Source organism: Terriglobus sp. 2YAB30_2 (assembly GCF_052114765.1).
Classification (GTDB): domain Bacteria; phylum Acidobacteriota; class Terriglobia; order Terriglobales; family Acidobacteriaceae; genus Terriglobus.
This window is the reverse complement of the sequence record NZ_JBFRFJ010000020.1, coordinates 15,418-37,660: the sequence shown is the minus strand read 5'-3', so window position 1 is coordinate 37,660 and position 22,243 is coordinate 15,418. Positions and strand designations below refer to the sequence as shown.

General features: G+C 57.0%; 17 protein-coding genes. 7 read left to right on the top strand and 10 right to left on the bottom strand.

The window, feature by feature from the left end; all coding sequences use genetic code 11:
* Nucleotides 1-98 precede the first annotated feature (98 nt).
* The 3 genes from AB4Y89_RS21720 to AB4Y89_RS21710 all read left to right on the top strand — a co-directional run bounded on the left by AB4Y89_RS21720 (nucleotide 99) and on the right by AB4Y89_RS21710 (nucleotide 5,909).
* Nucleotides 99-3,695, top strand: a complete 3,597-nt coding sequence (locus AB4Y89_RS21720; RefSeq protein ID WP_442303041.1) for a carboxypeptidase regulatory-like domain-containing protein — start codon at nucleotides 99-101, stop codon at nucleotides 3,693-3,695.
* Nucleotides 3,696-3,882: 187 nt separating this feature from the next.
* Nucleotides 3,883-5,418, top strand: a complete 1,536-nt coding sequence (exaC, locus tag AB4Y89_RS21715) for an acetaldehyde dehydrogenase ExaC (RefSeq protein ID WP_442303040.1) — start codon at nucleotides 3,883-3,885, stop codon at nucleotides 5,416-5,418.
* Nucleotides 5,419-5,531: 113 nt separating this feature from the next.
* Nucleotides 5,532-5,909: a DUF779 domain-containing protein gene (locus tag AB4Y89_RS21710; protein WP_442303039.1), complete on the top strand. Its 378-nt coding sequence runs from the start codon at nucleotides 5,532-5,534 to the stop codon at nucleotides 5,907-5,909.
* A 155-nt stretch (nucleotides 5,910-6,064) separates the two neighbouring features.
* On the opposite strand, the gene AB4Y89_RS21705 is transcribed toward AB4Y89_RS21710, so the two are convergent.
* A complete protein-coding gene (locus tag AB4Y89_RS21705) occupies nucleotides 6,065-6,664 on the bottom strand; it encodes a TetR/AcrR family transcriptional regulator (RefSeq protein WP_442303038.1) in 600 nt (199 codons plus the stop codon).
* A 44-nt stretch (nucleotides 6,665-6,708) separates the two neighbouring features.
* On the opposite strand from AB4Y89_RS21705, the gene AB4Y89_RS21700 reads away from it, so the two are divergent.
* The 4 genes from AB4Y89_RS21700 (at nucleotide 6,709) to AB4Y89_RS21685 (ending at nucleotide 11,594) form a co-directional block, all read left to right on the top strand.
* Nucleotides 6,709-8,196, top strand: coding sequence for a TolC family protein (locus AB4Y89_RS21700; protein ID WP_442303037.1), 1,488 nt, complete (start codon nucleotides 6,709-6,711; stop codon nucleotides 8,194-8,196).
* 23 nt (nucleotides 8,197-8,219) lie between these two features.
* Nucleotides 8,220-8,456, top strand: a complete 237-nt coding sequence (locus AB4Y89_RS21695) for a YtcA family lipoprotein (RefSeq protein WP_442303036.1) — start codon at nucleotides 8,220-8,222, stop codon at nucleotides 8,454-8,456.
* 127 nt (nucleotides 8,457-8,583) lie between these two features.
* Nucleotides 8,584-9,771, top strand: a complete 1,188-nt coding sequence (locus tag AB4Y89_RS21690; RefSeq protein WP_442303035.1) for an efflux RND transporter periplasmic adaptor subunit — start codon at nucleotides 8,584-8,586, stop codon at nucleotides 9,769-9,771.
* Nucleotides 9,772-9,773: 2 nt separating this feature from the next.
* Complete coding sequence (locus AB4Y89_RS21685) at nucleotides 9,774-11,594, top strand: FUSC family protein (protein WP_442303034.1); 1,821 nt, start codon at nucleotides 9,774-9,776, stop codon at nucleotides 11,592-11,594.
* Between the two features lie 215 nt (nucleotides 11,595-11,809).
* Here AB4Y89_RS21685 and AB4Y89_RS21680 read toward each other — a convergent pair whose 3' ends face one another.
* From AB4Y89_RS21680 to AB4Y89_RS21640, 9 genes are all read right to left on the bottom strand, one after another.
* Nucleotides 11,810-12,076 (bottom strand): hypothetical protein, encoded by a 267-nt coding sequence (locus tag AB4Y89_RS21680; protein ID WP_442303033.1) that lies wholly within the window; start codon nucleotides 12,074-12,076, stop codon nucleotides 11,810-11,812.
* Nucleotides 12,077-12,667 (bottom strand): hypothetical protein, encoded by a 591-nt coding sequence (locus AB4Y89_RS21675; protein WP_442303032.1) that lies wholly within the window; start codon nucleotides 12,665-12,667, stop codon nucleotides 12,077-12,079.
* A 13-nt stretch (nucleotides 12,668-12,680) separates the two neighbouring features.
* The gene (locus AB4Y89_RS21670) at nucleotides 12,681-13,190 is read right to left on the bottom strand and encodes a glycoside hydrolase family protein (protein WP_442303031.1); all 510 of its coding nucleotides are present in this window, start codon (nucleotides 13,188-13,190) and stop codon (nucleotides 12,681-12,683) included.
* Nucleotides 13,187-13,438 (bottom strand): hypothetical protein, encoded by a 252-nt coding sequence (locus AB4Y89_RS21665; RefSeq protein WP_442303030.1) that lies wholly within the window; start codon nucleotides 13,436-13,438, stop codon nucleotides 13,187-13,189. Before AB4Y89_RS21665 ends, AB4Y89_RS21670 begins: the two co-directional genes overlap by 4 nt.
* Before the next feature lie 70 nt (nucleotides 13,439-13,508).
* A complete protein-coding gene (locus AB4Y89_RS21660) occupies nucleotides 13,509-17,180 on the bottom strand; it encodes a hypothetical protein (RefSeq protein WP_442303029.1) in 3,672 nt (1,223 codons plus the stop codon).
* 14 nt (nucleotides 17,181-17,194) lie between these two features.
* Nucleotides 17,195-18,514 carry a hypothetical protein gene (locus AB4Y89_RS21655; RefSeq protein WP_442303028.1) on the bottom strand — a complete coding sequence of 440 codons (1,320 nt, stop codon included), beginning with the start codon at nucleotides 18,512-18,514 and terminating at the stop codon, nucleotides 17,195-17,197.
* A 124-nt stretch (nucleotides 18,515-18,638) separates the two neighbouring features.
* The gene (locus AB4Y89_RS21650) at nucleotides 18,639-19,550 is read right to left on the bottom strand and encodes a hypothetical protein (RefSeq protein ID WP_442303027.1); all 912 of its coding nucleotides are present in this window, start codon (nucleotides 19,548-19,550) and stop codon (nucleotides 18,639-18,641) included.
* Nucleotides 19,551-19,822: 272 nt separating this feature from the next.
* Nucleotides 19,823-20,686: a hypothetical protein gene (locus AB4Y89_RS21645; RefSeq protein WP_442303026.1), complete on the bottom strand. Its 864-nt coding sequence runs from the start codon at nucleotides 20,684-20,686 to the stop codon at nucleotides 19,823-19,825.
* A gap of 67 nt (nucleotides 20,687-20,753) precedes the next feature.
* Nucleotides 20,754-22,184 carry a hypothetical protein gene (locus AB4Y89_RS21640; RefSeq protein ID WP_442303025.1) on the bottom strand — a complete coding sequence of 477 codons (1,431 nt, stop codon included), beginning with the start codon at nucleotides 22,182-22,184 and terminating at the stop codon, nucleotides 20,754-20,756.
* Nucleotides 22,185-22,243: the final 59 nt, after the last annotated feature.

The following is a 22,243-nucleotide window of genomic DNA, read 5'->3' as shown; positions in this document are numbered from 1 at the left end:
CGACGACAACAAGGAAGCAGGCGCTCTTTTTGAGGCGTCTCAATTTGCACTACCAGGGTCTTCTGGCCCGATGTAAGAAATGATTTTGGAGGCTAACCATGATCAAACACAGCAAGCTAACAGCTTCTGCTGACAGCGGAACAAACGCTGTCCTGCGGATGCCGTTCTTATCTTCCAGGGGTATTACCAGCGCCGCCGGGCGATCGCTGCTCGGTGTAATGCTCGCCGCAGCTCCTCTCTTCGTTCTCAACATTGCTTCGCCGGCCGCTTTCGGTCAGGCCAGCTCCAGCTCCGATGCCGTCGGTAAGGTAATGGATGCGACCGGCGCAGCCATTCCGGGTGCGACGATCCACCTGATCAATAACGGTACGGGTGCCGAGCGTATCGCGACCAGCAACAACGATGGCGACTGGTCCATCCCCAACGTTCCGCCCTCCAACTACAAGATTCGCGTTGAGAAGCAGGGCTTTAAGGCCGCCCAGATTCCCTCGCTCGACATTGAAATCGGCAAGACGGCCAATGGCTCAGTCACGCTGAGCGTCGGTGAAGTGACGGACACGGTCGAAGTCAGCACACTGCCTCCGCAGTTGCAGACGCAGGAAGCCACCGTCGGCCAGGTCATCGACCAGAAGCAGATCACCGACCTGCCGCTGAACGGACGTAACGTGCTACAGCTTGCCACTCTGGCTCCGGGCGTTTCGCCGCCGCAGAGCGGCCAGACTGGTACACCGGCCCAGACGGGTACGCAGACGACCAGCCGCCAGTTGTACATCTCAGTGGACGGTGGACGCGCTTCGTCGACGAACTACGTACTGGATGGTACCTATGTTCGTTCGGTGCGTTTCAACAACATGTCGCTGCAGCCGAACGCTGACACAATTCAGGAGTTCAACCTGCTGCGTTCGACCTTCTCGACCGAGTATGGCCAGGGACAGGCTGTTGTCTCCATGGTCACGAAGTCGGGTACGAATACGATTCACGGCTCGGGCTATGAGTTCGCTCGTAATGCGATTTTTGATGCTCGTAACTACTTCACGACCGTTGCAGCCAATCCGGTGAAGCCGAACTTTACGCGTCACCAGTATGGCGGCACAGTTGGTTTTCCGGTCATCAAAGATAAGCTGTTTGTGTTCGGCGGCTTTGAAGGTTTGAAGCTGACGCGCGATAACCCGACCTTCGCTCTCTTCCCAACGCAGGCAGAATTGGCTGGCGATGCCGCGAGTGCTGATCCCCGTGTTGCCGGCAACAACACGGTCAAACCAGCAACGACCTGCCAGCAAGACAAATCCAATACCAACAACTGCGTTGGCATCAACATGCCGGCCAATTGGAATCCGGCGGCCCTGGGATCGAATCAGGCATCCAGTGTATTGGCGGGTACCTACCCTGTCCTGACAAGCGACAGCTATGTCAGTGGATACGGCACCAATAACTATGCTCTGACCCGTTCGTTTACTGAGAGCTACAACCAGTACACCATTCGTGGTGACTGGGTGGTTTCCACGAAGAATTCTCTCTTCGGGCGCTATGTCAACTTCGACTCATCGCAGCAGACGCCTCAAGCGAGTGGCAGCTTCACATCCAATCCGCTACTTGGCCGTAATGCTGTGGTTGGTAACACCTATCTGATTTCGTCGAACATTGTGAACGAAGTCCGTGTGGGCTGGAATGAGTTTTACAACATCACCCTGGGTGTTCTGCAGGACCCCAGCAAGAACTGGGCTGCAGTTTCGGGTCTGAAGAATGTTACGGCCTTGACCAGCACTCGCCAGAATGGCCGTGCGGGCTTCACAATCAACGGGTACGGCAACGTTGGTGATGGCTCAGGTGACCAGGGTGGTCACGAAAATATCATCAGCCTTGGTGATTCGCTTTCGATCGTGCATGGCAAGCACACCTTCAAGACCGGTTTCCAGTATCAGAACCGTCGTCTGTGGCAGATTGCCGATAACAATTCGCGCGGTGCAGCTACCTTTGACAATTGCACCAAGACAGTATTTCCTGCGGCGACTCCGACTAATCCCACTCCACTCCCTACAGGTAACTGCGTCTACACGTATGGGAACAATCAGTACATTGACTACAGTTCCTACACCGATCCGGCCACCGGTAATCCGGTCCTCTACAACAAGTTCCAGAACTACGCTCGTGGCTTCTGCACATCGAGCTGCAATGGCAATGCCGGAACGACGATGGGCCACTATCGTGACAACACGTATGGCGCGTTCTTCAATGACACCTGGCAGTTCGGTCACGGCCTGACCCTCACTCTTGGCTTCCGCTGGGAGTACAACAGCCCGTTTGTTGAGCAGAACGGTCTGGAAGGTACGCTCGATCCGTCTACCCAGAAGGTTACGTTCAGCAAGGTTCCGTCGGGCATCCCGGCGTTCTACCTGGCGTCTGGAGCGTACGAAGTCAACAAGACTTTCCGTCCTGGCATCATCGAGCCGAACTATAAGGGCTTTATGCCGCGTGTTGGCCTGGCGTGGGAAGCTCGTTCTGGAACGGTTCTTCGTGCCGGCTACGGTATCTATCTCGACAACCTGAATACGAACGAGCTTCAGTTCACTCGCTATGCCGCACCGCTGTACTACCAGCAGGCATTCAGTGCTTATCCGGTGGCGCAACTCTGGCCTGATCCGGTTGCAGCTGTGGGCGTAACCCAGGTGCCTTCGCCGTTCTCCATTCTTCCGAAGAACAGCCGTCCTTACACGGAAGAGTACAACCTGAGCCTGCAGCAGGATCTAGGCAAGGGGTTGGTCATGGAACTGGCTTACACCGGCAGCCAGACTCACAAGTCCTGGAAGCGTTATGACCAGAACATGTGCGTTCAATATCCGTTCGTGGCGCCTTCGTGGGCACTTTCGGGTCAGTGCGTAAACTCGCTTCGTCCAAACCCGGCGTTCGGCCAGGGCATCCTGACCAGCAGCACCCGGGGTGATGCTAACTTCCACGGCGGGTCGATCAAGATCGAGAAGCGTGCCAAAAACGGTCTCTTCTATCTGGGCAGCTACCAGTTCTCGAAGAACCTCGACAACTTCTCCGGCGAAGCGGCTGCAAACGATTCGTCGTTCGCTACCGATATGCGTTTCGACCGCTCGTACTCAAACTTTGATAACCGCAACAAGGCCGTTATCTCGGGCGGTTACGAGCTTCCGTTCGGTAAGGGTAAGAAGTGGGCTCAGAGTGGCGTGGCCAATGCCATTGCGGGTGGCTGGTCGTTACAGCCTGCCGTTCAGCTTCGTGGAGGTTATGCCTTCAACGTCTCCCGCTCTGGTTGCAACTTCGCCGCCTACAATGGCTGCCGTGTCTTCCTGGTTGCGGGTAAGAAGGTTTCGGATGCATATCGTTCGAGCCCCTCGCCCTTCAATTGGTTTGATCCTTCCGCTTTCACCACTCGTTACGATGGTGTTGCGAGCACTGCCAGCACCGCCAACCCTGGAATTCAGGGCTGGGTAACACGTAATGCACTGCGTGGACCCGGTACTGCCAACGTCGATCTTTCGGGAATCAAGAACTTCGTGATTCACGAACGGTTCCGTGCGCAGTTCCGTGCCGAGGCCTACAACATCCTGAACCGGGCGATCTTCTCCAATCCGGCCGCAAACATCACTGTTCCGACCGCTGTCGGGAAGGTGACGTCGACCTCGCTGGATAACCGCAGCATTCAGTTGGCGGTGAAGGTGACCTGGTAAACAGAACCGGAGGCTTCGTTCGAAGCTTCTATCAACCGAGGGGCGAGCCGGATGGCTCGCCCCTTCTTTATTTAATCGAGAAGAGTTGGCTGAACCACTTGGCAACCATGCTTGCCGGGGAGCAGTATTTCACGTGAAAAAGGAAGCTTCCGCCTTCACCCGGGAGCAGGAAAGGTAGGAAAACACTGTGGCTACTTCACCAGCCGTTCAGCTTGATCCAATGCATTACGGACATCCGGTTCCGTTCCGCAAACGCTATGGCAACTATATCGGCGGAGAATGGGTAGAACCCGTCTCCGGACAGTACTTTGAAAACATCACCCCGGTAACCGGCAAGGTGTTGTGCGAGGTTCCGCGCTCTGGCGCTGCCGATGTGGAAAAAGCTCTGGATGCCGCCCACAAGGCGAAGAAGGCATGGGGCCGAACCTCGACCACCGAACGCTCCAACATCCTTATTAAGATCGCCCAGCGCATTGAAGAAAATGTAGACCTGCTGGCCGCTGCCGAGACCTGGGATAACGGCAAACCGATTCGCGAGACCACGGCTGCTGACGTTCCGCTCACTGCCGATCACTTCCGTTATTTTGCCGGCGCCATTCGCGCGCAGCAGGGCGGCATCTCCGAGATCGATCACGACACGATCGCGTACCACTACCACGAGCCGCTCGGTGTCGTCGGTCAGATCATTCCCTGGAACTTCCCGCTGCTGATGGCGGCATGGAAGCTTGCTCCGGCGCTCGCTGCCGGCAACTGCGTTGTCCTGAAACCTGCGGAGCAAACGCCGGTATCGATCCTGATGTTGCTGGAACTGGTTGGCGATCTTCTGCCTGCCGGTGTGCTAAATGTCGTCAATGGCTTTGGCCGCGAGGTCGGCAAGGAGCTCGCTTCTAATCCGCGCATCAATAAGGTGGCCTTTACCGGATCCACAGTGACAGGGCGCATGATCATRCAATATGCGTCAGAGAACATCATTCCCCTGACTCTGGAGCTTGGCGGCAAATCCCCGAACATCTTCTTCAGCGATGTCATGAACGAAGACGATGACTTTGTCGACAAGGCGCTCGAGGGCCTGGCGCTCTTCGCCTTCAACCAGGGCGAGGTCTGCACCTGCCCGTCGCGTGCTCTGATTCATGAGTCCATCTACGATCGCTTTATGGAGCGCGCGCTGGCTCGCGTGAAAGCCATCAAGCAGGCGAATCCGCTGGACGCCGACACGATGCTCGGCGCACAGGCCTCAAAACAACAGTTCGAGAAGATCATGTCGTATCTCGATCTCGGCAAGAAGGAAGGCGCGGAGATCCTGATCGGCGGCGATGCCGCGAAACTGGATGGCGAGCTCGCCGGCGGTTTCTATATCCAACCAACCATCTTTAAGGGCAACAATAAGATGCGCATCTTCCAGGAGGAGATCTTCGGTCCAGTGCTCTCTGTGACTACCTTCAAGAACGATGATGAAGCTCTGGAGATCGCAAACGACACGCTCTATGGACTGGGCGCCGGCGTGTGGACGCGTGATCTGAATCGCGCCTATCGCTTCGGCCGCGAGATCGAAGCAGGACGCGTGTGGACCAACTGCTACCACCTCTATCCAGCACACGCTGCCTTCGGCGGATACAAGCAGAGCGGTATCGGGCGCGAAAATCACCTCATGATGCTGGAGCACTACCAGCAGACAAAGAACCAGCTTGTGAGTTACAGCACGAAGAAACTCGGGTTGTTTTAGAGCAGTTCTCCTAATACCGTAGCTTTGGATAAATCTGCGAATGCCGTTTTCTTCGCCGGAAAACGGCGCAAACAGCCCACGCTCCGCTCTATATTTTTAGGAGAATTGCTCCGATGTCTGATCTGCCAGAACAGGTAACGGCTACCCCGGCGGCCTTGAGCTTGATCGATGAGCTCAAGGCCGCACACGGGCCGTTGATGTTCTATCAGTCGGGCGGCTGCTGTGAGGGCAGCGCGCCGATGTGCTTCCCCGAGGGAGAGTTCCGCATCGGCAGCCGCGACGTAAAGGTGGGCGAGATCGGTGGATCTCCCTTCTATATCTCCCCGCAACAGTTCGAGTACTGGAAGCACACGCAGATCATCATTGATGTGGTTCCAGGTTTCGGTGCAGCCTTCTCATTGGAAGGTCCGGGAGGGTTGCAGTTCCTCACCCGGTCACGCGTTTTTACCGACGACGAGATCGGCGCGCTCCGCAATGCTGGGCGGATATAAAGGCGAGCTGTCTGTAGCTTAGCCGAGCCATCTGTAGCTTGTCAGTTTGATGGTTATCGATATACGTGGGTACGCTGACTCTGGGGATATTCGAGCGAAGCTCGAACCGCCTTGCTTGAGCGTACGCTTCAGTCGTGCGCTCAAAAACGCTGAGGTCAATCCCGCAGTAACCGCATAATCGTATCCTCAGCGTCTTTGATGGCTTTCACCTTCGTAAGCCCATAAGCGCGAGGATGCGCGATCAGTAGCGCTGCCGTGCCATGCAGGCAGGTCAGCACCTGCCGCATCCGCATATTCGAGGTCGCCACGGTCGTGTCCTGCGGAAGCACCTTACGGATGAGCTCATGAATCGTCTGCAGAAACTCTTCGCCCAGACGTTCACGCTCCGCGATCACATCCTCATCCGCATGCCGGATCAGGAAGACCAAAGAATAATGATCCGGATACGACACGGCAAAGTTCACCAGCGCAGAAATGAAGATGCGGATCTGCTCCCAGGGCTCGTTTGCGGCTTCCATCTGGCGGAACATGCGGCTGCTGAAGTCGGTATAGAGCTGGGCGCACAAATGCTGTGTCAGCGCCTCTTTATTCGCGAAGTGTCGATAGGCAGCCATCTGCGAACACCCAACAACCTGGGCAACACGCCGCATCGAAAGGTGCTCGTATCCCTCCTCGACAAAGATCCGGCTGGCGGCATCGATGATGCGCTGGCGAAGGCCGGGGGACTCGTTTTCTGTCGGTGTCCGGGGTGACATAAAAATACTCTAGCATTTTTATGTATACGGCGTATACTTGACTTGTGTACGGCGTAAACAAAATCGAAAACAACGCGCCAGGCAATATCTTTCATGCGGGCATTGTCGTGGTCGCACTTCTCTGCAGTGGTTCGCAGCTTCTTCCTGCGCAGCAGGCAACATCGGGTTGCGAACAGGTCATTACTGCACGGCAGGCCGGGCGTTGTATCGGCGTGGCCTCGAGCTTACGTCCGATTCCAAAGCTCGATGACTCCCACAGCTATAGCCTCGTAGAGCTGATTGATATTGCTGAAAGTGCCAGCCCCGAATCACGAATCGCATGGGCGCAGGCAAAGCGAGCCATGGAAGAGGCGGGCGTGCAGCGCGCGGAGTATCTGCCACTGCTGACCTTTGTTGCACAGGGAAGTGATCTACGTGCGATCAATCCGTTTCCTAAACCGCTGGCGCCGCGCGGATATGTAACTGTTGAGGTGCCCACTGCCGTTGCACAAATGGAGCTGCAGTACCAGCTTCTGGATTTTGCACGCGGACCTCGCGTGGAGGGCAGCAAGGCGTTTGAAGTTGCCTCGGCCCTCCGCTTCGGCCGCGTTCAGCAGACCATCGCGTATCGCACCGCAACGCAGTTCTATCGTGTGCAGCAGGCGGCAGGCCAGCTTGCTGCGGCCAGGCAGATTCTGCAGACGGCGCAGACACTGCTTGCCAATGCACAGTCGCAGTTCGACAACGGGCGTGCGACGCTGCCGGACCTGCAGAACGCGCAGGCTGGCGCTGCCGGGGCACAGTATGATCTCGCCAGCGCCGAAGGTGAAGTGCAGAAGGCAAAACTGGCGTTGACCGAAGCTATTGGTGTTGAGCCGACCGCCACGATCGAGATCGTAGCAATGACCTCCGCATCTCCGGAAGCCTTCGATACGCCTGTGGAGGAGTTGATCGATAAGGCCTGGAAGAATCGGCCCGATCTGCTGGCGCGTATGCAGGATCTCAAGCGGTCCAACGATGCCGCCAAATCGGCACGCGCGAAATATCTCCCGAGCGTAGGCCTGGTTGCAACCGGCGGACAGACCAACATGTGGCCTACTGCGGACTACGGGCAGCTCGGTCCGGCGAGTGTGTCCACCTGGTCGGCTGCGGTGCAGCTTCGCTGGGAGGTCTTCAACGGAGCGCGTCGACATGAGGTAGCCGCCGCACTGGCTGAACAGAAGGCCGCTGCCGAAGAACAACGTGCAACGCAGGATGCGGTCACACGCCAGGTGTGGGAGTCGTATGTGGACTACAGGACGGCCATCGAGCAGGAGCGCTCCTCACAGAGCTTTCTTACGTCTTCTACGGTCTCCTACGAATCATCGCTTGATGCCTTCCGATACGGCGTGCGGTCACTGGTCGACGTTGTGCAGGCGGAACGGCAACTGGCGCAGGCGCGGCTTGAGGATGTGCGCGCCCGTGCCCGCGTGCAGCAAAGCGCCGCGGCACTGAGTTATGCAATTGGCAATCTGCCTTCGGGCAATGCTTCTACAACAGGATGGAAACCGTGAACGCGTTCTTCAGGTCCTTACTCATGCCCCTGACTCTCGTGCTGACAGCCGGCTGTGCACGTAATCCCAATGTGGAGATCGTCGGTTCGTACTTTCCCGGCTGGATGATCTCGCTCGCGCTCGGTGTTGCGCTTACAGCGTTGGTGCACCTGCTGCTGCGGCGCAGGGGTCTGCTGCACTCGGTCGGGCATCCAGCCATCATTCACCCGGCATTGGTGGTGTTGTTTACTTGTCTGCTGTGGCTTTCCTTCTTCGCTTAGAGCCTTTTCCTGTGGGTGTAATGCGGGGCTTCCACATCTATGGGCGTTTTCCGCAATGAAACGCCGCTGTACAACCCTTCCGGGATACCCAGCAACAGGGAAAGGGCTAGAACTCAAGGACTCGATCATGAATCTCAACGAAAGACAAACTCTCGGTCGCAGGATCGGCATCGGCATCGTGGCGGTAGCTGTTATTGCGCTTGCGATAGCTTTGCTGCAGGTTGACCGTCATCCCCGCACCGACGATGCCACGGTACGGGCGAACGCCATCGCCTTCGCTCCGGAAGTAGAAGGCCGTCTGACAAAGCTGCTGGTCAAAGACAACCAGGTGGTGCATAAGGGCGACCTGCTCTTCGAGATTGATCCGCGCCCCTATGAGTATGCCCTGGAGCAGGCGCGTGCTGACCAGGCGATGCTGGAAGGGCAGATCAACGACGAGCGCCGCCGCATTGCTACAGAGCAGAGTGGGGTTGTTGCCGCACGTGCGGGCATCCTCAATTCGCAGAGCGGTATCAGTGCAGCCCAGGCAAATCACGAGGCGGCAACAGCCGCGGTGGAACGTGCCCGCGCGGCACAGGCTGCCGCCGATGCGCAGATGAAGTTCGCACAGAACGACTACGACCGCATCGCTCCGCTCCTGGCCAAGCACTATGTCACCACCCAGCAGGTCGACCAGGCGGAGACAGCTCTGCGGGTGGCGAGGGAGTCGGCGCATCAAGCTTCGTCGCAGCTTCTGCAGGCACAGGCGCAGGAGTCGATGGCAATGGCTTCGAAGCAGGCAGCACAGGCGGGTCTGCAGGTCTCGCAGGCAAAGCTTGGCGAGGCCGTTCATACCGTCGATACGCTGGAGACGCTGGAGGCGCAACGCCCTAGCCGTGCTGCCAAAGTGCATCAGGCCGAGCTGAACCTGGAGTGGTGCCAGGTGCGTGCCCCTTTCGATGGCTATGTCGTCAACATGAACATCTCCGAGGGCGCATATGCGCATCCCGGAACATCTATGTTCACGCTGGTCGATACCGGCAACTGGTGGGTGTTGGCCAACTATCGCGAATCGAAACTGAAACACATTCGTCCCGGCGATCATGTTGAGGTCTACCTGATGGAGCATCCCAGCCAGCGTTTTGATGGTGTTGTCGACAGCGTCGGCCGTGGGGTCTTTCCGGAAGATGGTGCCGTTACGAACGGATTCCCGAACGTGGATCGTACCTTGAACTGGGTTCATCTGTCGGCCCGTTTCCCAGTCCGCATACGCGTGACGAATCCAAATCCTGATCTCTTCCGCGTGGGCGCGACCGCGATCACCGTGGTGCGGTAAACATGTCGAGACGTTTCCATCGCGGCACCATGCTGGAGTTGTTGCAGGAAGAGCTCTCGCCGTATCCCGGTAGAACGGCGGGCGCTCTGCGCGACACGCTGGGAATTGTGCTCGCTGTAGTTATCGCCATGACACTGCAGCTTCCCGGCTTCTCGCTCTCGGCGGCGCTGCTGTTACTGATGCAACGCGAACGCCCTGGGCTGACATTGCGGACAGGGTTACAGATTCTTGCCGGCTGTGCGTTGGCGGCGATTGCGTCGTTGGTGTGGGTGCAGTTGACCGATGGTAACGAAGTGGCCCGCTTCCTTGGTGTTGCGCTCTGTGTCTTCGCCTCCGCCTTCTGCATGGTGGCCAGTACCTTGCCAATGTTGTGGACGATCTTCGGTTTCTACGGATTTGTCGATCTCGCTTACTGGGACGGTCATCACTCCGCAAGCGCCGGTGTGTCGTATAGCTTGTACCAGGTAGCTTCGCTCGCTCTGGTGCTGGCATGCGCCACTGCGGTGGAGTATCTATTCGCCTCGCGTCACCCTGCCGAAGAGCTCAACCGCGAACTGCATCGCAGGCTGTCCTCGCTAGCCCGCTTCTTTGCCGCCCTCGCGCAGGATGACCTTGATACACGGCCGCAGGAGCTCCGTCGTGCGCATCGGGATCTGTTGCAGCTTGAGCATGCTGGTGACTTCCGCCTGCACGAACTGTACGACCGTTTGCAGGGATCGGAACAGGCGGTGCGGATGCCGGTTGGTCTGCAGTACCGCATCGGTATTCTGACGCGTGTGATTCGTAAGAGCGTGATCTTCGGATTTACATCGTTTACAGCGGATGGCAACGAAGAACTGAAGGCCGGCGCCCGCACACTGGCGGCACTGTGCGATCAACTCGCAGCCGGGCAGCATCTCGATCATGTAGCTCTCGCAGATGTGTCGCGCGGCCCCTTCGAAGAGATCTTCCGCGAATTGCGACAATATCGCGAGGTCTCAGTGGCTGCGGTGGATGTCGCCGGTCGTCAGTCTGCGGGGCGTCGCCGCCTGCGCCATTTTCGATTCTTCCAACCCGGAGCCTTCGAGCAGAGCGAGCCGGTGCTCTATGCTCTCAAGCTCACCCTCTCTGTACTCATCTGCTATATCCTCTACAACGCCGTGGCATGGCCGGGAATCACGACGTGTGTCGTGACGGTGCTTTTTACGGGTCTGAGCTCAACCGGAGCGATGAAGCAGAAGCAGCTTTACCGTTTTGCTGGTGCGGTGGTTGGCGGGGTCCTTGGCATCCTCACGGTCTCACTGTTGTTTCCAAATATGGACTCCGTGACGTCATTGGTGGTGGTGCTTGCGCCGGTAGTCTTTCTCTCCGGCTGGGTAATGCGTAGCCCTCGTATCGGGTATGTTGGCGTACAGATCGGCTTTGCTTTTTTTCTCTCAACGCTGCAGGGCTTCGGACCACCGACTCAGCTCAACCCTGCGCGCGACCGCGTAATCGGCATTGCTTTAGGTATCGGTGTGATGTGGTTTGTCTTTGACCAGCTCTGGCCGGTACGAACCAGTGATGCACTCGGCAGCATGCTCCGGAAGATCAAGGGGGCAACATCGCGGCTGCGTGCCCTGGTACTGCAGGCTGATGCCGCTGAGCTTGCTGCAGGCGAGTTTCAACGCTTGCGCAGCATAGTCTCTGTCGAGCTGACCAATATGCAGCAGATGGATTTCGCTGCGCAGTTCGAGATTGGCCGCCACCGCAAGCGCGAGTTGGTGCGATCCCGGCGGCTGCTGCGTGAGATCGAAGGAGCAGCCGCCGAATTCTATCGTGAAGCCAGCCGTATCTCGGCCTGAGTCTGCATCTTTCTTTCTTGCCAGGGTGGGGCACCCAGGCGATATAAGCGCTGAAGGCCGGCTCTATAGCTCTTCAATAGAGGCGAATTTGTCGATACACATTAGAGCATTTCTCCTGTTGCTGGGTAGCCCGGAAGGGGAGTGCAGCGGCGTTTTCATTGCGGAAAACGCCCATAGATACGGAATCCCTACACTACACCTACAGGAGAAATGCTCTAGCTGTTGGGCGCCGTTAATCGGGTCGGGTTCGGCATAAGGCTCTCGATGCTCGCCGGTGTAATGGGCGTACCGGAGGCGGCAGCATACGCTGTCAGCGCTTTGGCAACGAGCGCCGCTAGTATCGTCAGAATCCTTTCAGCGACAGCCGCTTCATCCGAAACCTGCGGATAGGTATCCTTGATGATCTCAAGCACGATCGCCGCATCGCGTTGGATCTCCTCGGTTGTACTGATGATTGCTGCCGCAGTTGTGTCGTTGCTCATTTACTGTCCTCCGACATAGATCTGCTTGACGCTCACTACCGCCGGCCCCAGGTTGGACAGTGCGCTATTCAACGCAGCTATCTGCGCCGTCACATCGCTGTCCTGATCCACGGTCAGCTTTGCCGCCTCGTACATCTGGAAGGCCCGGACCGCTGCGGTTTGCGCGTCCTTTGCTTTGTTAACCGCGTCGTAGGACGCTTGCGTGTGAGGCAGCGTACCTGTCTCATAGTCGATCTGGGCCTGATCGATAAGGGTTTTGGAGGCGGACAGTGTTTGAAATGTCTTGCGCTCAAAGTCGTTGCAGCCTGTCAATCCGAATGAGCCCAGCAGCAGGGAAGCGACAAGGAACGCAGCAAGTTTCGAGCCTGCCGTTCGGCTCTCCTCGACGGGAGGAAGTGGGCTCTGCTTCAGATATCCGGCGGCACTGACGATACCGGCAACAATGGCGACAACTGCAAGGTGCTGTAGTCCCAGGAGTGTATCGATATTGAATTTTTCAGAGTCCACGAGGATTGTGGCGAGAGAAGTGGCAGCGCCGCCGATAAAGGCAGCACCAAGGCCGTGCAGCCAAAGCCGCGTGTTTGGTGACATAGATTCTCCTTTGTTATCCGGCCCGCATGAGGTCGGAGTCTCGCTTCGCCCGCTTGGGAACCTCTTTCGCCCATGCGGAATCGAGCATTTCGTCTGCAGCCGCATTGAAGTCGCCGGCAGCGAGCAGCGCTAGCGTCTTCGTGAATCCCGCTAGGCGCTTGTGGCCGAGGTTGAAGGACATGTCGACCAGGACGGCCTGACGTGTCGGGCTCAGACCAGAGAAGGGCGGCACAAGCTTCCGCGCATCGCCTTCTGCGATTGCGATCGACTTGTCCCGCCGCGCATCGATCTGCGCATCTGTGAGCAGCGGGCAGCCGGGATACCAGTACCGGCTGGCAACCATGCCTTTTGGCATCGCAGCCACGTGGTCATAGTCGGCCGTCACATTGCGTCCGAAGAAAGCACAGGCCTCGTCCGCAGTCTCCAGGCATTCGCCTACTCCCGCGGTCACGAGGCCCTCTGTGTCGAGGTACATCCAGCGGATGCGGCCCTCGACGGGCTCGATTAGTTCTATCGCTGTCATTTCCAAAAGTGATTGGCGAGAATGACCGCAGCCGTGCCGAGCACGCCGATCATCCACCAGGCGCCCTTCGCGCTCTGCAGATGGTCCCAGAGGATGCCCACCTTCCGTCCAAGTTCGTCGAGCGTCGCCTGGCTGCTAGCCTGCGCCGCGTTTTCACGGGGAATGATGACTGTCTGGTCGTACTTCTGAATTGCAGCGGCGGCGCGGGCTTCGATCATGTCTCCAAGTACCTCTCGATCTATCTCCATGTGGTCCCTCTGATTGACAGTGAAAAGGCCCCGCGAACGGGGCCAAAAAGGTAATCCAGCAGTGGTAGTTCTATGGACAAGTGACTGACCATGTGTAGGTGACACTGGCCGTCGGAGCCGATGCAGGAAATGCAATGGTGTATTGATTGGCCGCGTTTCCGACAATGATGGACTTTGAATAATCCGTTGCGGCTGCGACGGTTGAGGGGCTATGGCTGCAAACAGCAAGGGTTGGTCTTGGCCTGTTCGTGGCGAGAGTTATCGTGACAAGGTTTCCCGTTGTTGTCGCGCCGCTGCCCATAGTCACGGTGACAATATGCGCAGCATCCACTCCGACGGCAGTACATGATGTCCCACTCCCAGCGGCGGATCCAAGCGTGCAGCTATCGACATTGACCGTTCCGCCGAGACTATAAAGGCTGGAGGTTGCAACTCCGCTGTCTACTGCGTTGTTGCTTGCATCGAAGGCGGCGAGGTTTCCGTTGTTGAGGTTGCCGATGGAGCGTAGCAGGTTCACTCCCGTACCTGGAACGGCTGTGATCGGGTAGAGCGTGTTGCCGAAGAACTCAAGTCCAGAGGGCTTGATGCCGAACTTCCGTGCGCCGTTGAAGTCGAATAGTGCCAGGTATCCGGCAAAGGCTCCGTCTGAGCTCACAAACAGACCGCATCCGCCAGAGGGGCAGGCTCCAGCGCTGCTGTTTGCTCTTATTCTGAACATCGGCACGGTGCCAGTCATAAACCCTGTTGCTGTGGCAATGTCTATATTTGGTGCTGTTGTACTTCCTGGATTGATGTAAATAGGATTGAGAAAGTTGAAAGGCGCGTTTGTATAGGTGCCAGCGCATCCTAGAGCTCCGGCCCAACTCGTACTAACGCCAAGAGAGAAGCGGCAGAAGTTATTGACATTTGCTACTGTACGCATCGCAATGCCGAAACCGCCTATTTGACCAGCGTTGGTTCCTTCTCCAAATTGGAGGTCATACAAGCTGTCTGCCGTACGGACTGACGCCCAACCACCAAAATCAACCGGAGCATTTGGCGAGTTTATACGCAAATATCCGGAAGGATTCCATTGAGATGCGGTATAGGTCGAACCAGCCTGGCCAGTGTCGTTCATGCAAGGCGGGGTATTGGCATTCGTATACAAAACGGTGTTGTAAACAACGATTGGGCCGCTGTAACCCGCGGTGCGGATTAGCGCATAATAAGCAGCTCCCAAAATCGGGCGCGCCAGGCAAACCTGAACATAGTTGGTTGAACTCAGGGTTGTTGGTCCAGTGGTAATGGACACTGCCGGAGTGCACCCAATAGGCTGAAGATTCGTAGCCCCAGCTGCACAGATCATGTATGTCGCAGACGCTGAGCCGGTCACCGGAATATAGGTCGAGGGGTTGGCATAAGTTCCGGGTGTAATGGTGATGGATCCTTCGCCGACGAGTCCGCCGAGCGCCATAATCTGTCGGTACCCACTGTTATAGATAAAGCCCTCTCCACCCGTTCGAATAAAGGAAACACTCGGGGTCGTCACAGAGCCTTGTCCGACGTGAACCGCAGTGAATGCTTTACTCGCATAGAGATCCTGCTGCGGTATCCCGCCTATCTGCTGCGTGATCGAGTTCTGTAGGGCGCGACCACCGGGCGTTTGGTGAGTTGTGTCGGCTTGACCAAACATCACACGGCGGAAGCTGTCTTGACCGTTCGGTTGAGAGTTAGTGTCATCGACATAAATAGCATTTCCTCCCGCCCGATTGATCTTAGTGACTTGATTCATCACGGCGAGATCACCACCGGCCCCCGTGCCAGTGCCAACGATGGCTGTATTTCCACCCGGATAACCGCTGACCCAAACAAGGTCCGGGGTGTAGGGGTTGCAAAGCGTATCCCATCCATAGCCGGCGGCGTTGCAAGCCGAGAGAGTTCCGAAGGTTGCCGCCTTTGCCGCATGTTGAGCAACGGTGCGGTCGTAGTCTTTTTGAAACCAGGTTTCGAGGGGATTTCCAGCTTCGTTCCTGTTATCGAGATATTGCGTGTAGATCGTATCCGGTACCGGCATTCCGTTATACCAGGGTGTCGTGTAAGAGTCCGGAGCCGCAAACAAGCTGTCATAGCTGCTGCCACCAAAACCCATGTCTTCAAATACCATGCCGCTCTGGTTGGGGTTGTAGAGTCCCCAGCCGAGAAGCTTTACGGCATCCCCGGAATTTGTGATCTTCACGATGCCGATGCCATCATGCGAAATGACTGCCTGCTGGATGCTGATATTGGAAGTGAGTATGTTCCCCCAGGAAGGAAGGGTTGTGCAGGAACCAGACGTTACGGTGATGGTCGATGTGTATGGGTTATAGCCGCTGCCGGCGCTGTTCACTAAAACATGATCGATTGCACCTGAAGAATTGGGCTCTGCGGTTCCGACAAACCCCGTTCCTCCAGTAGCTCCGAGCGTCAGCGTATTGCATCCCTGTCCGCTGCCCACGCCCTGCACTCCCACAGCGACAACACCACCCGTGGCGGCGCAGGCATTGGGCTGCGCCGAGCCGATGGTTTCATTGAAGAAATTAATCCCGTCCGGGGAGCTCTGCACATTGATGGTTGCTGGCTTACCGTCGCAAAGATAGAAGATTGAAGCCTGCTGCATGTTGCGGAAGCGGGTTTCAGTGCCCTGCTGAGAAGCAACCAAATAGAACGTTAGGGTTCCCGTCGTGCTAGAGCTCCCCAGAATGGTTGAGGAACCATTCACGGTGGTTGGGTCTGCGCTTCCGTTCGGGGAGTTAGTCACAGTCCCGCTCGTTAGCGAAGTGAGATTGATTGAACCTTGTCCAAGCCCATAAAAGCCTTCGTTGTTACCGGTTCCTACATGCGCCGCACTGCTATAAAAACCCGCGACACCCAATCCGAAGGACGACTGCATGAGGGTGTAGAAGGTTGCAAAACCGCTCACCGAGTCGCCGTGAAATGCGACTGGCCACTGCACGATAGAAGGAATGCCGGTGTTAGCGGGAGTAACTCCGTTATTGAGAAGATCGATCCAATGCGACTTGAGCGTGCCTTCGCGCGGGAAATAATCCCTGCGAGGGGTCTGCGCCAGAAACACATTGCTGCCCCTGCTGCTGTAGGTGCTTCCCGATCGATCGTCTGTAACCTGGGATGTGCAGGTCGAAATCATGTAGTTGGGCGTCGAATAAACTCCATCCGTTACGGTGGAACTCGCCGGCACGTAAACATTCAGGTTCGGGACCGCGCCGCAGGCCGCAGTGTAGGCAGCCTGGATGGTCGTATAGGTCACGCCGTCAGCAATGACCAGGCCGAGAGCAGCGGTGCTGCTACCGTTCGCGGAGATGACGTTATAGTTCGTGCCGTCTGAGAACGCCACGCCGCTCTGTCCATTGGCGAAAGTTGCGGCTCCGCCAGTGGATCCCTTGACGCATACTTGCTTCCCGCCGGTCGTCGAGTTCTTTACGTATACCGCGCGTCCAGGTGACAGCGGCAGAATCAGGCAGCGATCCGCCGTCAATGAGACGGAGCTCGTGACCATGAAGGTTCCGCGATAGGGACCGGTTCCGCTCGGGACGGTGCAGCCGCTGGGGGATGTGACATTGCAGTTGGCATCACCGATAACGACAGAGGAAAGACCGTGGTCCGAGTCAGTAGTCGAAGGGACCACAGAGTGACCGGTCAGGTTGATCTGGCCGTGAGCAGCACAAAAAGCGCCCAGCAGGGCGCATAACGCAAACAGCTTACGCATTGCGAGGGGTCTCCTTAGTTGGCTACCTTCGGACTGAAAGTGCCGTTGAGCAGGTTTGTGGACTCGTAGAGATACATCGTCACGCCGGCGCCGTTCTGGTTGATGAAGGTCACCGCGATGGGCGTGTTGAACGGCATCGCAAAACCCGTGAGGTTGTCGACGATGTTCGTATGAGCGTTGCCAAGGATGAGCAGGTAGATCTTCTGGTTGGCCGGCGAGTAGGGGCCGAATATCTGATTAACCTGGCTATTGGAGATGCCGGCGCCTGAGAGTGTTCCACTTCCGCCGCCGCCGAGAACTGCGTTCGTTCCGGATGCCGTTGCCGAGGTCGCCCCGGCCGAGCCCACTCCACCGAACACGCGCGGTGACCAGTTGATCGTCTGCGTCGCGGTCTTGGTCGTTGCTCCGATCGCGTTCAGCGTGAAGGTCGTCGATGCCTGGGAAGTTTTTGTGAAGGTGCCCGTTACTGTGCCGCTCGTGAATGGAGGAAGCAGATTTGTCGGTGAGCTGATGCCGTCAGTGTTCGTGATAGTCGCGCTCGCCGGTGCGACCGTATAACTTGCGCCGAAGCTTGGGTTTGTCACCGATGCGCCAATCTCTATCGTCTGGCCACCGGTGAAAGTGCTGATGGCGAAGGTGGGTCCCTGAGAGATGGTGACTGTGCCGCCGCTTTCAGAAAAATTGATCCCGTCGCCCTGGGTAAGGTTATAGAGAGTCTGTGAACCGTTGGGGTTCCCGTTGGTCTTGAACGTCACCGGTGGCGCTCCTCCGCCCGCAACCCAACGATGCCCATCCCACAGACGCAAGCCGGCCAGTGTGGGGTCAGTGCTGGTATTGAAGTAGCTCACACCGACTACGCTCGGCGCGCGTACTTCTCCGTCGCGATAACCAAAGGCGCCGGCTCCGGCGGGGAAGCGCGGTGCAACGACGGCGTTCAGATATGCCGTCAGATCTACGGTTGCCCCAACAATCGGCCGCGGCGCGAGGACTGCGCATCCGGTCTCACCATACGGAGTAACGCTGGCATTGGGGCAGACCGTGATCTGCCATTGCACGCCGCTCTGGTCGAGTGAGTTCGTGTCCGTGAGAACCGCAGTCATGCCGCCGGTCGCGTCGAGAGTGCCGCTTGCCGTCGATGGCACGATGACTCCACCGATCGTGGGTCTGGTGCCGGCGAAGATGCCGCCGGGCATGAGGATCTGCGCCGACCAGCTTCCATTCGTCCATCGCTGACCATCGGTATCCGATACGGTAGCTGTCACCGTCGACGTCGATGCGATTGCACAGGCCGGCAGAAGGCCGATAGCGACCCAGTAGAGAAGTCTCTTGATCATGTTGTCGTCCTTAGAGCATTTTTCCTGTTGCTGGGTATCCCGAAAGGGGCGTGAAGCGGCGTTTTCATTGAGGAAAACGCCCATAGATGCACAAGCCCTGCACTACACCTACAGGAAAAATGCTCTAGTGGAAGGTGGTTTCAACCCATGAATCCGGCGTGGAATTTACAAGGTTCGTGACGTCGCACCGGTAATAGTTGTTCTTGATCACAGGGAAAGAGAAACCGAGGGGCATCCCGGCAATCGTTGAGGTTGTGGTCATGGCGTAGACGACGGTAGACGGCGATGATGATGCGTCCGAGTAGCAGGTGATCTTGCTGTCTCCAGATCCGGAGTGCAGGCTTCCTTGACCGCTAACAAAGATGTTGTCAGCGGTTGCCTGGTAGGGCGAGCCGAATGACCGGGACCCGGTTACAACCGTTTGTGTTGAGCTCGGTGTCGAAGAGCTGTTCGTGAACGTGCAGTCCGTCGAATTTGCCCCTGAGTTATCTGCACATGCGACCCCGGTATTTGTTCCGGCGATCAGGTTCAGCTTTGCACGTTGTGTCAGATCGGTACCGCCGGCGCGGATGGTCTGGTAGTAGATCGTCGGTATCGAGCAGACGGCGCCGGTGATCTGGGAGCAGGTGTAGTCTCCCGCTACGGCGACTACATTTCCTTTGCGGCCGAAGACACTGGTGACGTCAGACTGTGGTGGAGCTCCGGTGATGTTATCCACGATCCACTGCTGCACACCGTTCGAATCCTGAAGAACAAATTTGTAGTTCTGAGGGGCGAGGAAGATCTTTGCTGAGCCGGTGGAGTCGAGGATGACTGGATTGGTGTTGGGACTTGTGCCGCCGGCATCGGCGTAGGTGGACTGCGGTGTACTGGAGCCGGCGACGTAGGTGTAGAGTTTGCCGCCGGAGAGTGGTTTGCCGTTGGCATCGAGCGCGCGAAAGACAGGCGTGTTGATAGGGGGATAGATGGTTTGCGCGCAAGCCGGCCATCCCGCGAGAAGCAGGAGTGCCAGCCCGAAGGCTGTGCGTCGAAGCATGAGTTGTCCTTTCGGGGATTATCCGGGAGGGTTAGAGCATTTCTCCTGTTGCTGGGCATCCCGTGAGTAGTGTGCGGCGGCGTTTTCATTGGGGAAAACGACCATAGATGCATAAGCCCTGCACTACACCTACAGGAGAAATGCTCCACAGATCATCGAACGTGTGAGGAGGTTCTCTGGCTCGACTGCAAAGGCGCGAGACTCAGTATCTCGGAGATGCATGGTGCAAGATGCGCCAGTTCCGTCAGCTTGTGGTGCACAGGCACGCCAAGCTAGAAGCTGGGAATATCCTGAGGGCGGATCTGCAAAAGTGCTCTTCTGACCCTGAAGTCGACGATGCTGCTCGAGAGAAGGCCATGAACGCTATTCCCCGCAGCCTGTATTCGCTGACTTGTTGCGAGAGCCTCGTACTGAATGACTCGCGGCCAGGAGAGTAACGCTCTCAGGTTGGCTAAATCCGTGGCTGGACGATTCAGTCTGAAAGCAACCTCTTTATCCAGGAGATCTCCAAGAAGATCTCGCTCTTTCCGTAACATCGCCTTATCTTCTTCTGTAATGACTGGATAACGTTGATTACCGGAATGCAGCCAGTCCATGAGCTTTAGATAGTGCTGATAGATCTCTGCCAGGGTTGCTTCCGATGCTTCATTGATCTTAAGCCAGGCATTGGCGGGTTCGGAGACCGGAATGTACGCATTGCCACAGATATGGAGAAACTCTCCGCGATACCACGATTCGAAGGCATCTGCCATCAACATTGCCTGGTCCCGCAGGTCGACCACGCCAGCGATTGCGACGTTATCTTTTACAGCGATGGCCTGAAGCATGGGAAGGCCATACGTGGCTGCTTCCAGAAAGTCTTTCTCATTTGCTTGCGATACGCCGAGTACACGACTCATTGTCTTAGCAACCGTGGAAGCTGAACGAAATCGAAGAAGGTGCAGCAGCTTGGTGATAAGCCAACCCACGAGGCGGATCGTGAACGTAATTGCGTAAATGCATGCCGCTACCATCAAGATGGCATAGGCCGCTTTTTGCCTGGAGGAAGGCAGGAGCAAGCCAAAGAGGCTCAATGGAATCGCTGTTCCAAGGCTCCATAACCTCCAACGGTCACTAACTTGTGGGAAGAACTGCATGCGACGCAATTCTACTATCCCATCGCCGGTAACAAGGAGCAGGGTTTACGGCGTCTGCGCACTCTTCCTAAGGTTGGGGACCATAGCCAAGCTGCTGGAGGATCGCTACCAGGCGGCGTGAGCCAAGTGACAGATTTCCTGCCTCAATGACAAGCTGCTGTCCATTTGGAGTTGAGAGCAGTTGATTAATCACCGGATCGCCGACACCTGCCGCAATAAGAACCTTCGAGCCCCGATCAATCCAGGCGCCGGTGCCCTTCATGCTGGAGGAGGCTTTTTGGATACTGGACCGAACGGCGCGGTTTCCTTCAGACTCGGGACCGCCGCCGAGCCATTTCAGCCCTCCCTGGACTATAGGCCCCACGCCCTTATCGAGAGGGACGTCGGAAGCTCGCGGTCGCGGGGAGTGCTCATTACGTCTCGCCGATTCCGTTGATTGGTCTGCGATGATCTTTAGATTGCCGACTCTTTCTTGAAGCTTGGCGGCCTCTTCCGGGGAAAGATTCGGATTTCGCGCCAGAGCCTCCTGAGCTGCCAAATCCGAAACTTTGGCTAAGTCCCTCATGGAGTTGATCGAGAGTTTGTGTCGTTGCATGAAGTTCAGAATGGTGGAAGTCTCTGCGATTGCGGCCTTCTCAAACGCTGCTCTTTCGTTTTCCGGAACCTTCAGGGCCTTGCTGAGATCGATTGCCGCTTTTTCCTGAGGGGACAGTGACTCGGATTCTGGGCGCACAAGGTCTTCTACTGTGCTCAGCGGATGCGCTGGAGCCCGCAGTGCGAGAGCTCCGCCCGTGATCATAGCCCCATCACCCGCAAGGCGTTGTAGATCATCCATGGTGCGGAATTTTGGAGCATCCTTATAGAAGTTGTAGCCACCCTGTCCTGCATAGATACCTCCGCTTGCTCGAAGGGCCGTTCGAACAACTGGAGCGAGATCGGGAAGTTCGCTGGCCAGAACCGGTACTGCGCCCGCAGCTCTCAAATAAGCGCCACCGGCCGCAGCCAAAAGACCCATGGGAGTCGCCAGCATGCGAGCGGCGTCCGCGGTGAATCCCTTCGCAAACAACTTTGCAGCTTCCAGATTGGGATGCTCCTGCCAATTCTCCGCTTCCTGGTAAGTGGGAGCGTCATTCAGACCGTGTTTGTGTTCCTGTTTCTGTATGAAGGTTTCCGCAGCCGGAATGGTGGTGTTGAACCATCCCCACAGTCCTTTGGCTGATTTATCGATTCCTTCAGGTTGTAGCGCAAAGTCGCGGTTTCCCAGATAGCGGTCATGCTCCTGATTGTTCAGGAAGCGATATCCGCGGCTGGCGGCGGAACCGACCATGCTGTACGGGACATCCATGACGCTCCCAGGGCGTTCGTTGCCTGCCATGCGATAGGTTGCTTCGTGGCTGGGATTGTAAAAGTAAGACAAGCTCCTGCCAGGGATCGGTGGCGACTGCCGGGCAGCGGTATCGTTCGTTTGCTCATTCTCAACATCTTCGTAAGCCTGCATGTTGGCAACCTCTAAGGAGCGAATGTTATGTGTGATGGTCTAGGAGTTTGATGACACAC

Bases quoted from the DNA above. Each gene is read 5' to 3' on its own strand.
- AB4Y89_RS21720 (WP_442303041.1), top strand. From the start codon at position 99: ATGATCAAACACAGCAAGCTAACAGCTTCTGCTGACAGCGGAACAAAC.
- AB4Y89_RS21660 (WP_442303029.1), bottom strand. From the start codon at position 17,180: ATGCGTAAGCTGTTTGCGTTATGCGCCCTGCTGGGCGCTTTTTGTGCT.
- AB4Y89_RS21690 (WP_442303035.1), top strand. From the start codon at position 8,584: ATGAATCTCAACGAAAGACAAACTCTCGGTCGCAGGATCGGCATCGGC.
- AB4Y89_RS21645 (WP_442303026.1), bottom strand. From the start codon at position 20,686: ATGCAGTTCTTCCCACAAGTTAGTGACCGTTGGAGGTTATGGAGCCTT.
- AB4Y89_RS21665 (WP_442303030.1), bottom strand. From the start codon at position 13,438: ATGGAGATAGATCGAGAGGTACTTGGAGACATGATCGAAGCCCGCGCC.
- AB4Y89_RS21675 (WP_442303032.1), bottom strand. From the start codon at position 12,667: ATGTCACCAAACACGCGGCTTTGGCTGCACGGCCTTGGTGCTGCCTTT.
- AB4Y89_RS21705 (WP_442303038.1), bottom strand. From the start codon at position 6,664: ATGTCACCCCGGACACCGACAGAAAACGAGTCCCCCGGCCTTCGCCAG.
- AB4Y89_RS21680 (WP_442303033.1), bottom strand. From the start codon at position 12,076: ATGAGCAACGACACAACTGCGGCAGCAATCATCAGTACAACCGAGGAG.
- AB4Y89_RS21685 (WP_442303034.1), top strand. From the start codon at position 9,774: ATGTCGAGACGTTTCCATCGCGGCACCATGCTGGAGTTGTTGCAGGAA.
- AB4Y89_RS21710 (WP_442303039.1), top strand. From the start codon at position 5,532: ATGTCTGATCTGCCAGAACAGGTAACGGCTACCCCGGCGGCCTTGAGC.
- AB4Y89_RS21650 (WP_442303027.1), bottom strand. From the start codon at position 19,550: ATGCTTCGACGCACAGCCTTCGGGCTGGCACTCCTGCTTCTCGCGGGA.
- AB4Y89_RS21670 (WP_442303031.1), bottom strand. From the start codon at position 13,190: ATGACAGCGATAGAACTAATCGAGCCCGTCGAGGGCCGCATCCGCTGG.
- AB4Y89_RS21695 (WP_442303036.1), top strand. From the start codon at position 8,220: ATGCCCCTGACTCTCGTGCTGACAGCCGGCTGTGCACGTAATCCCAAT.
- AB4Y89_RS21640 (WP_442303025.1), bottom strand. From the start codon at position 22,184: ATGCAGGCTTACGAAGATGTTGAGAATGAGCAAACGAACGATACCGCT.
- AB4Y89_RS21655 (WP_442303028.1), bottom strand. From the start codon at position 18,514: ATGATCAAGAGACTTCTCTACTGGGTCGCTATCGGCCTTCTGCCGGCC.